10 protein-coding genes are annotated in these 15,251 nt (G+C 57.3%); 8 read left to right on the top strand and 2 right to left on the bottom strand.

Annotated elements, in window-relative coordinates; genetic code table 11:
- The first annotated feature begins 268 nt into the window (after positions 1-268).
- The 3 genes from J5067_RS13970 to mgtE all read left to right on the top strand — a co-directional run bounded on the left by J5067_RS13970 (position 269) and on the right by mgtE (position 2,610).
- The gene (locus tag J5067_RS13970; protein ID WP_264643783.1) at positions 269-490 is read left to right on the top strand and encodes a YfgG family protein; all 222 of its coding nucleotides are present in this window, start codon (positions 269-271) and stop codon (positions 488-490) included.
- 118 nt (positions 491-608) lie between these two features.
- Entirely contained in the window at positions 609-1,073 is a 465-nt protein-coding gene (locus tag J5067_RS13965; protein ID WP_264643579.1) for a DUF1456 family protein, read from the top strand.
- Positions 1,074-1,185: 112 nt separating this feature from the next.
- Entirely contained in the window at positions 1,186-2,610 is a 1,425-nt protein-coding gene (gene mgtE / locus J5067_RS13960) for a magnesium transporter (protein WP_264651367.1), read from the top strand.
- Here mgtE and galK read toward each other — a convergent pair.
- Together galK and galT are read right to left on the bottom strand one after the other, a co-directional pair.
- Positions 2,599-3,774: a galactokinase gene (gene galK / locus J5067_RS13955; protein WP_264651366.1), complete on the bottom strand. Its 1,176-nt coding sequence runs from the start codon at positions 3,772-3,774 to the stop codon at positions 2,599-2,601. The genes mgtE and galK overlap by 12 nt on opposite strands.
- The gene (galT, locus tag J5067_RS13950; RefSeq protein WP_264651365.1) at positions 3,761-4,822 is read right to left on the bottom strand and encodes a galactose-1-phosphate uridylyltransferase; all 1,062 of its coding nucleotides are present in this window, start codon (positions 4,820-4,822) and stop codon (positions 3,761-3,763) included. The genes galK and galT overlap by 14 nt, the downstream gene beginning before the upstream one ends.
- Before the next feature lie 236 nt (positions 4,823-5,058).
- Between galT and galR the strand changes: the two genes are divergently transcribed.
- From galR to mdtC, 5 genes are all read left to right on the top strand, one after another.
- The gene (galR, locus tag J5067_RS13945; RefSeq protein WP_264651364.1) at positions 5,059-6,069 is read left to right on the top strand and encodes an HTH-type transcriptional regulator GalR; all 1,011 of its coding nucleotides are present in this window, start codon (positions 5,059-5,061) and stop codon (positions 6,067-6,069) included.
- Between the two features lie 345 nt (positions 6,070-6,414).
- Positions 6,415-7,605: a NupC/NupG family nucleoside CNT transporter gene (locus J5067_RS13940; protein WP_264651363.1), complete on the top strand. Its 1,191-nt coding sequence runs from the start codon at positions 6,415-6,417 to the stop codon at positions 7,603-7,605.
- A 156-nt stretch (positions 7,606-7,761) separates the two neighbouring features.
- Entirely contained in the window at positions 7,762-9,015 is a 1,254-nt protein-coding gene (locus J5067_RS13935; protein WP_264643784.1) for an MdtA/MuxA family multidrug efflux RND transporter periplasmic adaptor subunit, read from the top strand.
- Positions 9,015-12,134, top strand: a complete 3,120-nt coding sequence (locus J5067_RS13930) for an MdtB/MuxB family multidrug efflux RND transporter permease subunit (protein ID WP_264651362.1) — start codon at positions 9,015-9,017, stop codon at positions 12,132-12,134. Before J5067_RS13935 ends, J5067_RS13930 begins: the two co-directional genes overlap by 1 nt.
- Positions 12,131-15,214: a multidrug efflux RND transporter permease subunit MdtC gene (gene mdtC, locus J5067_RS13925; protein WP_264651361.1), complete on the top strand. Its 3,084-nt coding sequence runs from the start codon at positions 12,131-12,133 to the stop codon at positions 15,212-15,214. Before J5067_RS13930 ends, mdtC begins: the two co-directional genes overlap by 4 nt.
- The last annotated feature ends 37 nt before the right edge of the window (positions 15,215-15,251 follow it).

The following is a 15,251-nucleotide window of genomic DNA, read 5'->3' as shown; positions in this document are numbered from 1 at the left end:
AACGAACATCACGCCTGCCCATCTGCGTCGATAAGCAAGGCTTATTCTTTAGTGTCGGTATCGATGACCGGCGTTGCGCCGATTTATTATGTATGGCACAGAAACCCTAAATATTCACGATGGCGCGCACGGCGAAATCCATCAGGATCACAAAAGTAAGTCTAAGGATTGACCAACTTCATCAATTGTGAATAAATAGAAACAGCGCATAAGCGCGGATACGAGAGTGATAATAATGGCTACCCTGATTCACAAACGACGACCCTCCCTGTCAACCCTGTCCCACAAGCGACGATCGTCCCGAGAGAGACGAAGCGGTTCGCGGATTGCGCAAGCGATTCTCCTGATCAGTTTCTTTATCCTCGTAGGCCGTTTCGCTTACTCCTCCGTTAGTGCCTTTTTCCATCATCAAGATAAACAGCAACGTATCGAACAAACGCTGAAATCATCGCCGGTCAACCCCACACTGTCCTTCGTTAAAAAAGAGTAACGCAGACGCGCTAATAAAAAGTATCGCACATGCCGTTTTAACACTTGAGTGTCACATCTTCCGCGATCCCTTATACTCTCCAACAATAACCAAAATGAATGGCGAGAAAAAACCGGTAATGATGAACAATGATGTGTTGCGCAGCGTGCGCTATATGCTGAATTTCAATAATGACCACCTGCTGAAGATTCTGGCGCTGGTGGAGATGACCGTCCCTCCCCAGCAGTTGGCGAGCTACGTCAAAAAAGAGGGAGAGGAAGGCTATCAGCCTTGCCCGGACATCGTGATGAGTTATTTCCTGACTGGGCTGATTCTGCAAAAACGCGGTCAAGATGAAAAACAGCCTGCGCCGCAGTTTGAACGCAAGGTGACCAATAATATTATCCTGAAAAAACTGCGCGTCGCTTTCTCATTAAAAACGGATGATATTCAGGCGATCCTGCTGACACAAAATTTTCGCATTTCACTGCCGGAAGTCACCGCAATGATGCGCGCACCTGACCACAAAAACTATCGCACCTGCGGCGATCAGGTTATCCGCTACTTTCTGAAAGGGCTGGCGGCGCGGGTACGCAAAGGATAAGAGCGCCCCGTCAATGAAAAGGCGTGAGCGTTGTCTGACTATCCACCGTAAAAGGCACTGACAACGCTCGATTTCTAGTACGTGCACGTGATAACCACTGAGAAAAACGATCATGCCAAGCGTCAAAAAACTCTCGGCCATTCGCCGCCGCATTTCACTGTTGCTGCTCGATGATCCTGCACTGGTGGAAAGCATCATTACTCAGCAGCCTCCGGTTGCTGAGGATGAGAAAACGCGGCTTCTCGACCACACCGCTGAAATCTGTACGCTGCTCACCGAATTACACGCTGCTGACCTTGCTGACCTGCTGGAATCGCTGCCGCCCGAAGCGCGGCAGGCGCTGTGGTACCTGACCCCGCTTGATAAGCGCGGCTTTGTGCTGTATGAGGCCTCGGACACCATTTCTGACGGCCTGATCGCCCAGATGAGCGACAAAGATATTCTGCGCGCCATCCGCCCGCTGGATATCGATGAGCAGGCGCAGTTAGCGCGCCGTTTGCCACGCCATCTGCTGGGCCGTATTCTTACCGCACTGGAACCGCGCCAGCGGGCGCAACTGCGAGAAACCATCCAGTACGATGAAGAGTCTGTCGGCTATCTGGTTGATTTCAATCTGCTGACAGTACGACCGGACGTTACGCTGGCCGTGGTACAACGTTTTCTGCGTTGGCGTAAAGTGATCCCCGACGCCACCGACAAGCTGTTTGTCACCGATCGCAAAAACCGCCTGCTGGGTGAACTCACGCTGACCAATATTCTGCTGCACAGGCCAAACACAACGGTTGAGCAGGTGATGAATTCCGAACCGATTCTGTTCGAACCGGAAACAGAGACCGATGATGTCGCCAGCGCGTTCGAACGCTACGATCTGATCTCCGCCGCCGTTGTGGACAGCAAAGGCAAGCTGTTGGGACGCGTCACCGTGGAAGATATTCTGGACCGGGTCAACCGCACCAGCGACCACCATCTGCGCCGCTCGGGCGGGTTGACGGCGTCAGAAGATGTCTATGCGCCGGTAGCCAAAGCGGTAAAAAACCGTTCGGGCTGGCTGGCCATCAACCTGTGCACCGCCTTGCTCGCATCCAGGGTCATTGGCTTGTTCGAAGACACGCTGGCGCATCTGGTGGCGCTGGCGACGCTGATGCCAATCGTCGCCGGCATCGGCGGCAATACCGGTAACCAAACCATCACCATGATCGTGCGCGCGCTGGCGCTGCACCAGTTGGATCACGGTAAAAAATCGGCGTTATTACTCAAAGAGTTGGGCGTTGCCGTTGTCAATGGTCTGGTGTGGGGTGCCGTGCTCGCCGTCATCACCGTGCTGCTGTACGGCAACATCGCCATGGGCGGTGTCATGATGTTGGCTATCATGCTCAACCTGCTGCTGGCCGCCACCATGGGGGTGACGATCCCATTAGCAATGGTAAAACTGGGCCGCGATCCCGCCATCGGCTCCAGCGTGATGATCACGGCGATCACCGATACCGGCGGCTTTTTTATCTTCCTCGGGCTGGCGACCCTGTTTTTACTGCCCTGATGCAGGTAAAACCCCTGCCCCGGCTGACGGCTGGCAGATATGAAGCGTAGGTGGCAAGCCGGTACGAGCCGGATATTCCCGCGCCACCCGCTCACACACCTCTGCCGTTAACGCGGATGGCAACAGCGCAACCACACAGCCGCCGAAACCGCCGCCGGTCATGCGTACCCCGCCGCGCTCACCGATATAGTCGTCAATCAACGCAACCAGCGTGTCGATGAGCGGCACGGTAATGGCAAAATCGTCACGCATTGAGCGGTGCGATTGCGCCATCAGACGGGAAAGACGCGGGATATCGCCCGCCGTGAGCGCCGCAGCGGCTTCCAGCGTACGCTGATTTTCGGTAACGATATGGCGCGCGCGCTGCGCCACTACTGCATCCAGCCCCGCACGGTTGGCCTCAAACTGTGCCAATGAAACATCGCGCAGCGCCTTCACACCAAAATGCCGCGCTGCCGCCTCACACTGCGCGCGCCGGGTGTTGTATTCACTGTCCACCAGCCCGCGCCGCACGTTAGAGTTAATGATCAGCACATCCAATCCCGGCGGGATCGGCACCGCCGTGCCTTGCAACGAACGGCAATCAATCAGCAACGCATGGCCTGCGACGCCCTGCGCGGAAATAAACTGATCCATGATGCCGCAGTTGCAGCCGACAAAGTGGTTTTCTGCCTGCTGGCCGTTAAGCGCCAGATCCAACGGGCTGAGCGCTAATCCATAGAGCGTTTTAAACACCTGCCCGACCGCCACTTCCAATGACGCCGAGGAACTGAGCCCGGCACCGGTTGGCACGTTTCCGGCAATCACCATATCCACGCCGCCCAGGGTCAATCCGCGTGCCAGCAGATATTTCACCACGCCGCGAATATAGTTGGGCCAGAGATACTGGGGATGCGGTTCAATGGCCTGCGTCAGGTCAAAGCTGTCCTGCTGCTCTTCCATATTAACAGCCACCACCCGAACCAGACTGTCGGCGCGCGGGGCGGCAGCAATCACCGTGTGGTAATCGATGGCACAGGGCAACACAAACCCGTCGTTGTAATCCGTGTGCTCACCGATCAGGTTGACGCGTCCGGGAGCCTGCACCTGCACCGCAGGCGCATAGCCAAAGGTGGCGTTGAACACTTCATCTACCTGTCGCCGCACGCTGTTAATCCGTCCCATCGTTCACCTCATGCTGTTGCCGAAAATGAATATCGCTTACGCTGCGCAAGCGCTCTGCCGCCTGTTCCGGCGTCAAATCACGCTGCGGCTCCGCCAGCATCTCGTAGCCCACCATAAATTTCCGCACGCTGGCCGAACGCAACAGCGGCGGGTAAAAATGCGCATGCAGTTGCCAGTGGGGGTTATCGCCTTCAATAAACGGTGCACCGTGCCAGCCCATGGAATAGGGAAACGCGCACTGAAACAGATTATCGTAACGGCTGGTCAGCTTTTTCAGCGCCAGACACAAATCGCTGCGCTGCGCGGCTGTCAGTTGCGGCAACTGCTGCACCGCACTGCGCGGCAATAGCAGCGTTTCAAACGGCCACGCGGCCCAGTAGGGCACCACCGCCAGCCAGTGTTCCGTTTCCACCACACAGCGCACCTGCTCCGCCTGTTCGCGCTGGGCATAATCCAGCAATAGTGGCGTGCCATGACGCTCAAAATAGGCGCGCTGCTGCCCGTCTTCTTTCACGATATCGGTCGGTAAAAAGCTGTTGGCCCACACTTGCCCATGCGGATGCGGGTTAGAACATCCCATCATCGCGCCTTTATTTTCAAACACCTGAACCCACGGGTACTGTTTTCCCAGCGTCTCGGTTTGTTCGCACCAGGCCGCAACTACGTGCGCCAATGCCGCCAGCGAGAGTTCCGGCAATGTTTTACTGTGGTCCGGTGAGAAGCAGATAACGCGACTGGTGCCCTGCACGCTTTGGGTTTGAAACAACGGATCATCGCTTGCCGCCAGCGCGGGGGTTTGCTCCATCAGCGCGGAAAAATCATTGCGAAACACATGGGTGTGGGTGTAATTCGGATTCACATCGCCGGTAACGCGCCGGTTGCCTGCGCAGAGAAAGCAATCCGGATCGTGAGCCGGTAACTGACGCCTGTCCGGCTCATCCTGCTGGCCCTGCCAGGGGCGTTTCGCACGGTGGGGAGAAACCAACACCCATTCGCCGCGAAGCGGGTTGTAACGACGATGCGGGTGCTCTGTGGGATCGAATGACATTCCTGACACTCCTTAAACAGCAGCGATATCTTTGGTGCGTTGACGGGTGCATGGAGGTGTAACCCGTTTTCACACAGCGCGATAAAAATCGCAAAAAAGCCAGTTGCAAACGCTGTGTAAACGATTACCCTCATTGTAGGCAGTAAGCGTGATAAATGAGAATAGCGACGCACGCGATTGATATTGATACCGATCACATAAACCGATAACCATCAACACAGACAGGGAAACCACCGATGGCAACCATAAAGGATGTTGCGCGCCTGGCCGGCGTCTCCGTGGCAACGGTTTCACGGGTCATCAACGACTCGCCGAAAGCCAGCCAGGCATCGCGGGATGCGGTGCATAGCGCCATGGCAGAACTGCGCTATCACCCCAACGCCAATGCACGCGCACTGGCGCATCAGCATGCAGAAACCCTGGGGCTGGTGGTGGCGGATGTTTCCGATCCGTTCTTTGGTGCGATGGTAAAAGCGGTCGATAGCACCGCCAGAGCGACGGGCAATTTTTTGTTGATCAGTAACGGCTACCATGACGCGGAAATGGAGCGTCAGGCCATCGAACAGTTGCTGCGCCACTGCTGCTCGGCGCTGGTGGTGCACGCCAAAGTGTTGCCCGATGCAGAACTGAGCGCGTTTATGCACCACGTCCCCGGCATGGTGCTGATCAACCGCATTCTGCCCGGATTTGAGTCGCGCTGTGTGGCGCTGGACGATCGCCATGGCGGCTGGCTGGCAACCCGGCATATGATTCAGGAAGGGCATCGTGCCATTGCCTTTCTCTGTTCCGATCACCGGATTTCTGACGCCGAGGATCGCTTACAGGGCTACAGTGCCGCCCTGCACGATCAAGGCATTGCGCTGGATAACCGGCTGATCGCCCGCGCCGCGCCGGATGAAGCCGGTGGCGAGGCAGCGATGCGCGAACTGCTGAGCCACGGCGTGCCTTTTAGCGCCGTGGTGTGTTACAACGATTCGATGGCGGCGGGCGCATTGGCAGTATTAAGCGACAACGGCATTGAGGTGCCACAGGCTGTTTCTCTGATAGGTTTTGATGACGTGCTTATCGCGCGCTACTTGCGCCCACGATTGACCACGATCCGCTACCCGGTGATAGCCATGTCGACGCAAGCCGCCGAATTAGCCATTGCGCTGGCACAAGGCCAGGCGCTGACGGCGGTCACCAACACCTTTACGCCGACGCTGGTGCGTCGCCACTCGGTGCAGTCCCTCACCCGCACAGGTTAACCCTGTTAGCCGAGGATACGGGCATCTCAGAACCGGGTTGCCCGCTCATTTATTGGTTACGTTTGCTTACCATCCCCACACCGCTCCCTGCGATATACCCGTCATACTTCAAGTTGCATGTGCGTTGGCTACACTCGCTCACCCGAATCACTTACCTGAGTAAGCTCATCGGGATTCACTCCCTTGCCGCCTTCCTGCAACTCGAATTATTTAGGGTATAAGCTATTCAACTTAGCGCTATTCCCACGATATAATTATACTTTTGCGTGTTTTATCGCATTTTTAGCTTTTTCGTTACCTAGAATGGCGTGGGAAACGTTACCCCGCCTACTATTCGGAGCTCTCATGACCCATATTGCGCAATTTGCGTTGGCATTGCTTGTCGTTGCCGGTTTAGCGCTGCTTGTCTGCCGCGACCATAAAAGCATTCGTATCCGTTTTATCATTCAGCTGTTAGTGATTGAAATTTTGCTCGCCTGGTTCTTCTTGTATTCCAACGTGGGCTTGGGCTTCGTAAAAGGGTTTGCCGCCATCTTTGATAAATTGCTGGGGTTTGCCGGACAAGGGACCGATTTCGTGTTTGGCGATATGATCAACCACGAAAAGAATCTGATTTCCTTCTTCTTCAAAGTGCTGTGCCCTATCGTGTTTATTTCGGCATTAATCGGGATCCTGCAACATATCAAGGTGCTGCCTATCGTGATTCGCGCCATCGGTACGGTGCTGTCCAAGGTGAACGGCATGGGGAAACTGGAGTCGTTTAACGCGGTCAGTTCACTGATTCTGGGGCAATCGGAAAACTTCATCGCCTATAAAGATATTCTGGGCAAGATGTCGGAAAAACGCATGTACACCATGGCAGCCACCGCGATGTCGACGGTATCGATGTCTATCGTCGGTGCCTACATGACCATGCTGGATTCCAAATATGTGGTGGCGGCGCTGATCCTGAATATGTTCAGCACTTTTATCGTGTTGTCATTGATCAACCCGTACAAAGTCGATGCCGAACCTGAGTTGCAACTGCGCGATTTGCATGAAAACCAAAGCTTTTTTGAAATGCTGGGGGAATATATTCTCGCCGGTTTCAAAGTGGCCTGTATCGTCGCGGCCATGCTGATCGGCTTTATCGCGCTGATTGCCATGGTTAACGCCATCTTCAGCGCCGTGTTCGGTATCAGCTTCCAGGAAATGCTGGGCTACGTGTTCTTCCCCTTTGCCTGGATCATGGGGATTCCCGCTAACGAAGCGTTACAGGTCGGCAGCATCATGGCGACCAAGCTGGTGTCCAACGAGTTCGTCGCCATGCTGGAACTGCAAAAAGTGGCGAGCCAGCTGTCACCGCGCAGCGTCGGGATCCTCTCCGTGTTCCTGGTGTCGTTCGCCAACTTCTCCTCTATCGGCATCATTGCCGGGGCTATCAAAGGGTTGAACGAAAATCAGGGTAACGTGGTGTCCCGCTTCGGCCTGAAGCTGGTCTACGGCTCTACGCTGGTCAGCATTCTCTCTGCCTCAATCGCCGGGCTGGTGCTGTAATTTGCCATAACGATCGTCAGGGCGGCCAGACGGCCGCCCACTATCCGCTACAAACCCTGACATTTCTTCCACATTTCCTTCATTATTATTTGAGTAAAACACAGTAGACTACCCTCATTGTGTTAATACTGGCTGCCACTCGATTCGTAAACCATGATGAATACCACTCGTCTTTTTCGTCTGCTGTTGCTTGCGTTCGCGGTTATCGCCGCTGTTGTCATCTGGCGTTACTTACGCCCTGCCGATTCCCCGACGGCGGCCCCAGCAGCCCGTCAGGAAGCCAGTAGCAACGCGGCTCCTGCACGCAATGCGGGCGGCGGTGGCGGACGGCGTTCTGCCATGCGCACGTTGCCGCCCGTGCAGGCAGCGACCACGCGCGCTGCGGCGGTGCCGTATTACCTTTCGGGTTTAGGCACCATTACCGCGGCCAGCACCGTGACGGTGCGCAGCCGGGTTAACGGCGAACTGATGGCGCTGCATTTTCAGGAAGGACAACAGGTCAAGGCGGGCGATCTGCTGGCAGAAATTGACCCACGCCCTTATCAGGTGGCGCTGACACAGGCACAAGGACAACTGGCGAAAGATCAGGCCGCGCTGGCCAACGCGCGTCAGGATCTGGCGCGTTACCAGCAACTGATTAAAACCAACCTGATTTCCCGACAGGAACTGGATGCACAGGCGGCACAGGTGCATCAGTCTGAAGGCACGGTCAAGGCCGATGAAGGTTCGGTCGCCAGCGCCGAATTGCAGCTCACCTATAGCCGTATCACTTCGCCGATCAATGGCCGCGTGGGGCTTAAACAGGTGGATGTGGGCAACTACATCACCAGCGGCGACAGCACCGGTATTGTGGTGTTGACCCAAACGCATCCGATTGATGTCATCTTCACGTTACCGGAAGGGGATATCGCCACGGTGCTGAGCGCACAAAAATCGGGCCAAGCCGTACCGGTTGAGGCCTGGGATCGTGCCAATCAGCACAAGCTGTCACAAGGCAGCCTGCTCAGTATGGATAACCAGATTGACGCCACCACCGGCACCATCAAACTGAAAGCCCGCTTTGAAAACAGCGATGATGCCCTGTTTCCCAACCAGTTTGTCAATGTGCGCATGCAAGTCACCACCTTGCAAAATGCGCTGCTGGTGCCACTGTCTGCCATTCAGATGGGCAGCGAAGGACGTTTTGTCTGGGTGCTGAATGACAAAAATCAGGTCAGTAAACACAGCGTGACCGTCGGCATTCAATACGGCCAGGAGATGGTGGTGACGGCGGGCCTGAATGAGGGCGATCGCGTGGTCACCGACGGTATCGACCGCTTAACCGAAGGGGCTCAGGTGGAAGTGATTAGCGCCGCTAACACCACCACCACACCGCCGTCCAAACACGCCACACGCGGGGAGAAACCCTGATGCAAGGGGAGATTCCGGCAGGCGGAGGCCCATCCCGCCTGTTTATTCTGCGCCCTATCGCCACCACGCTGTTGATGTTGGCGATCCTGCTGGCGGGGATTATTGGCTATCGGGCATTACCGGTCTCTGCGCTACCTGAGGTGGATTACCCGACCATTCAGGTGGTGACACTCTACCCCGGTGCCAGCCCGGATGTGATTGCGTCGGCGATTACCGCGCCCCTTGAACGCCAGTTCGGGCAAATGTCCGGGCTGAAACAGATGTCGACGCAAAGTTCCGGCGGCGCATCGGTGATCACCCTGCAATTCCAGCTGACGCTGCCGTTAGATGTCGCGGAGCAGGACGTGCAGGCCGCGATCAACGCCGCCAACAATTTGTTGCCCAGCGATCTGCCCTACCCGCCGATTTACAGCAAGGTCAATCCAGCCGATCCGCCGATCATGACGCTGGCGGTGACGTCCACCGCCATGCCGATGACGCAAGTGCAGGATATGGTGGAAACCCGTATCGCGCAAAAAATGGCGCAGGTCTTTGGTGTCGGTCGTGTTTCGCTGGCGGGCGGGCAGCGCCCATCGGTGCGGGTCAATTTCAACGCCAACGCGCTGGCCTCTTACGGGCTGGATAGCGAAACCCTGCGCAGCGCCATCACCAGCGCCAACGTCAATTCCGCCAAAGGCAGCCTGGACGGCCCGACGCGCGCCGTGACCTTGTCAGCCAACGACCAGATGAAGTCAGCGGAGGATTATCGCCAGTTGATTGTTGCCTGGCGCAATGGCGCACCGGTACGGCTGCGCGATGTCGCCAGCGTAGAACAAGCCCCGGAAAACACCGCGCTGGGTGCCTGGGCTAACCGTGAACAGGCGATCATCATCAACATCCAGCGCCAGCCGGGTGCCAACGTGATCACCACCACCGACGGCCTGCGTAATCTGTTGCCGACGTTAACCGCCAGTTTGCCGAAATCGGTGACCGTCACCACGCTGACCGATCGCACCGCCAGCATTCGCGCGTCAGTGAAAGATGTGCAGTTTGAACTGATGCTGGCGATTGCGCTGGTGATCATGGTGATCTACCTGTTTTTGCGCAACGCCATCGCCACGCTGATCCCAAGCATTGTGGTGCCCCTGTCGCTGGTCGGCACCTTCGCCGCCATGTATTTCCTTGGTTTCTCGATCAATAACCTGACGCTGATGGCACTGACCATCGCCACCGGCTTTGTGGTGGATGACGCCATCGTGGTAATTGAGAATATTTCGCGCTACATCGAGAAAGGGGAGAAACCGCTGCACGCCGCGCTTAAAGGCGCGGGGGAAATTGGCTTCACCATTATCTCACTCACCTTCTCGCTGATTGCGGTACTGATCCCGTTGCTGTTTATGGGCGATATCATTGGCCGCCTGTTCCGCGAGTTTGCCATTACGCTGGCGGTCGCGATTCTGATCTCCGGCATCGTTTCGCTCACGCTGACCCCGATGATGTGCGCCCGGTTGCTCACCCATCAGAGCCTGAATCGGCAAAACGCCTTTACGCGCGCCAGCGAACGCTTTTTCTCACGGCTGGTCGCGCTGTATGGCAAAGGCTTACGCCGGGTGCTGAACCACCCGTGGATTACGCTCAGCGTGGCAATCGGCACGCTGGTGCTTACCGTGCTGCTTTATCTGTGGATCCCCAAGGGCTTTTTCCCGGTTCAGGATAACAGCATGATTCAGGGCACGTTGCAGGCACCGCAAAGCGTCTCCTATGCCGATATGGCGCAGCGCCAGCAGCAGGCGGTATCGCTGATCATGCAAGATCCGGCGGTGCTGAGCGTCTCTTCATTTGTCGGCGTAGATGGCACCAACGCGGCGCTGAACAGCGCGCGTTTACAGATCAACCTGAAACCGCTCAGTGAACGGCGCGATCGCCTGACGAACATCATCACCCGCTTGCAGGAAAAAACCGCGCAGCTCACCGGCATCACGCTCTATCTGCAACCGGTGCAGGATCTCACCATCGATACCCAGGTCAGCCGTACCCAGTACCAGTTCACGTTGCAGGCGATGTCGCTGGAGAATTTGAGCCACTGGGTGCCGCCGCTGATGCGTGAACTGCAACAGCTGCCGCAGCTCCAGGATGTGAGCAGCGACTGGCAGGATGATGCGGCGGTGGCTTATGTCAACGTCAACCGCGATGCGGCCAGCCGCCTTGGGCTGACCATGTCCGCCATCGACAACGCGCTGTATAACGCCTTTGGGCAGCGTCTGGTCTCAACGGTCTACACCCAGTCGAATCAATACCGCGTGGTGCTGGCGCAACAGACGGCGCACACCACCGGGGTCGGCGCGCTGAATGAAGTGCACATTAAAAACAGCGATGGCAACAGCGTGCCGCTGAATGCCGTTGCCACGCTGGAAGAGCGGCGTGGTCCGCTGGCCCTGAACCGTATCGATCAGTTCCCGGCCACCACCATTTCATTCAACGTTACCCCCGGTTATTCCCTTGGGGAAGCGGTGCAGGCGATTACGGCGGCTGAGCAACAGTTGCAGATGCCGACGGATATCGTCACCCACTTTCAAGGCAGCGCGCTGGCGTTTCAGGCGGCGCTGAGCAGCACCGTGTGGCTGATCGTGGCGGCGATTGTGGCGATGTACATTGTGCTCGGCGTGCTGTACGAAAGCTTTATTCACCCGATTACCATTCTTTCCACGCTGCCGACCGCCGGCGTCGGTGCGCTGCTGGCACTGATGGCGGCGGGCAACGAACTGGATGTAATTGCGATTATCGGCATCATTTTGCTGATCGGCATCGTGAAGAAGAACGCCATCATGATGATCGATTTCGCGCTGGCGGCAGAACGCGAGCAAGGCATGACCCCTTACGATGCCATCTATCAGGCGTGCCTGCTGCGTTTTCGCCCGATCCTGATGACCACCCTGGCGGCGCTGCTGAGCGCCGTGCCGCTGATGCTCAGCAACGGCGTCGGTGCCGAACTGCGCCAACCGCTCGGCATCTGCATGGTGGGGGGATTGATCATGAGCCAGATTCTGACGCTGTTCACCACGCCGGTGATTTACCTGCTGTTTGACCGACTGGCACACCGTTTGCGTCGCGCCGAGCAGCCCGAGGAAGACCTACAGTGAAGTTCTTCGCGCTGTTTATCCACCGCCCGGTCGCCACCGCGCTACTGACGCTGGCGATTGCGCTGTGCGGCGTGCTCGGCTTCCGCCTGCTGCCGGTCGCCCCGCTGCCGCAGGTGGATTTCCCGGCGATTGTGGTTTCCGCCTCGCTCTCCGGGGCTTCGCCGGAAACCATGGCGACCTCCGTCGCCATGCCGTTGGAACGCTCGCTCGGGCGCATCGCCGGGGTGACCGAGATGACCTCGACCAGTTCGCTGGGCAGAACCCGTATCATACTGGTGTTCGATTTCTCGCGTGATATCAACGGTGCGGCGCGCGACGTACAGTCGGCGATCAACGCCGCGCAGAACCTGCTGCCCTCTGGCATGTCAAGCCGCCCGACCTATCGCAAGGTCAACCCGGCCGACGCACCGATTCTGGTGCTGACGTTGACCTCCGACACCTATAATTCGGGCCAGCTATACGACTTCGCCACCAATCAACTGTCGCAGCGCATCTCCCAAATGGACGGCGTGGGCGATGTGACGGTCAGCGGTGCTTCGCAGCCCGCCGTGCGCGTTGAGTTGAACCCTCAGGCGTTGTTTAATCAGGGTATCGGATTGGATGCGGTACGCCAGGCGATTGCCAAAGCCAACGTAAAACAGCCTTTGGGCAACATCGATAACGGGCAAGCGCGCTGGCAGGTGCAAACCAACGATGCATTGAAAACGGCGGCGGATTACGCACCGATCGTGGTTCATTACAACAAGGGTGCGCCGGTACGATTGAGCGACGTGGCGCAGGTCAAAGACGGCGTGCAAGACACGCGCAACGCCGGGATGGCAAATGGCAAAAGCGCCGTGCTGGTGGTGGTGCAACGCGCCCCCGATGCCAATATCATCGCCACCGTGGATAACGTGCGCGCCGCGCTGCCGGACCTGCGTGCCAGCCTGCCCGCCGCCATTCAACTGAATATCGCACAAGACCGCTCGCCCACCATTCGCGCCTCACTGGCCGAGGTGGAACAGTCGCTGGTGATTGCCGTGGCGCTGGTGATACTGGTAGTGTTCTTGTTCCTGCGCTCCGGTCGCGCCACGCTGATCCCGGCGATTGCCGTGCCGGTGTCATTGATTGGCACCTTTGCGGCCATGTATCTGTGCGGGTTCAGCCTGAATAACCTCTCGCTGATGGCACTGACGATTGCCACCGGTTTTGTGGTGGACGACGCCATCGTGGTACTGGAGAACATTTCGCGCCATATTGAAGCAGGGATGAAACCGATGCAGGCCGCGCTGAAAGGGGTGCGCGAGGTCGGCTTTACCGTACTGGCGATGAGCCTGTCGCTGGTGGCGGTGTTCCTGCCGCTATTGCTGATGGGCGGATTGCCGGGGCGCTACTTTCGCGAATTTACCGTTACGCTGTCTGCGGCGATAGCCATTTCGCTGATCATTTCTGTCACCCTGACGCCGATGATGTGCGCGCGCCTGCTGCGCAGCCATGAAAAACACAGCCAGCCGCGCAAGCGCGGTTTTGGTCGGCTGTTAGTCGCATTGCAGCAGCAGTATGGCCGTTCGCTACGCTGGGTGTTGCAACATGCACGCTGGGTGCTGGTCATTCTGATTGGCACCATCGGACTCAACGTGTGGCTCTATATCTCGATTCCCAAAACCTTTTTCCCGGAACAGGATACCGGCCGCGTGATGGGCTTTATTCAGGCCGATCAGAGCATTTCATTTCAGGCAATGCGCAATAAGCTGCATGATTTTATGGTGATCGTCAGCGCCGATCCGGCGGTGGATAACGTGACGGGCTTTACCGGCGGCTCGCGCACCAACGCAGGTTCGATGTTTATTACGCTCAAACCGCTGGCAGAACGCAAGATGAGCGCCCAACAGGTGATTGCCCGCCTGCGCGGCAATCTGGCGCAGGAACCGGGGGCCAACCTGTTTCTGATGCCGGTGCAGGATATCCGTATCGGCGGACGAGAGTCCAATGCAGGCTACCAGTTTACCTTGCTGTCCGACGATCTGAACGAACTGCGCGCCTGGGAGCCGAAGATTCGCCTCGCGCTCAGCCAACTGCCCGAACTGGCTGACGTCAATTCCGATCAGCAGGATAAAGGCTCGGAAATGGCGCTGACCTACGACCGGGATACCCTCGCGCGCCTCGGTATCGGCGTCTCCAGCGTCAATGCCTTGTTAAACAATGCGTTCGGGCAGCGGCAAATTTCCACCATCTATCAACCGCTCAACCAGTACAAGGTGGTGATGGAGGTAGAATCCAAATACACTCAGGATGTTAGCGCGCTGGATCAGATGTTTGTGCTCAACAGCGCCGGCGAGCCAATTCCCCTTTCAGCGTTCGCCAGTTGGCGGCCGATTAACGCCCCGCTGTCCGTCAATCATCAGGGGCTGTCAGCGGCGTCAACCGTGTCGTTTAATCTGCCGGAGGGGGTATCACTCTCTGACGCAACGGCAGCCATTGAACGCAGTATGACCGCATTGGGGGTGCCCTCCTCGGTGCGTGGACAATTTGCCGGTACGGCACAGGCCTATCAGCAATCACAAAGTGCGCAGGTACTGCTGATCATTGCGGCGATCGTCACCGTCTACATCGTGTTGGGGATCCTGTACGAGAGCTATGTGCATCCGCTGACCATCCTGTCGACGCTGCCGTCTGCCGGGGTTGGTGCGCTGCTGGCGCTGAAAGGGTTTGGTGCCCCCTTTAGCCTGATTGCCCTGATCGGTATCTTGCTGCTGATCGGTATCGTGAAAAAAAATGCCATCATGATGGTGGATTTCGCGCTGGAAGCGCAGCGCGGCGGGCAGTTAAGTGCGCAAGAGGCGATCTTTCAGGCCTGCTTGTTGCGCTTCCGTCCCATTCTGATGACCACGCTGGCCGCAATTTTTGGTGCGCTGCCGCTGGTGTTGACCAGCGGTGACGGTGCTGAACTGCGTCAACCGCTCGGCATCACCATCGTCGGGGGGTTAGTGATGAGCCAGTTGCTCACGCTCTATACCACACCGGTGGTGTACCTTTATTTTGATCGTCTGCGCGGCTGGCTGGCACGGCGGCGTAACCTCGCCAACGTCACGTCGTCTTGACGTGCAGCGAGTGAACAAGAACAACCCTGATTTCGTG

Origin of the sequence: Candidatus Symbiopectobacterium sp. NZEC151 (assembly GCF_025962655.1) — a bacterium.
Classification (GTDB): Bacteria; Pseudomonadota; Gammaproteobacteria; order Enterobacterales; family Enterobacteriaceae; genus Symbiopectobacterium.
This window is presented reverse-complemented; position numbering and strand designations above follow the sequence as displayed.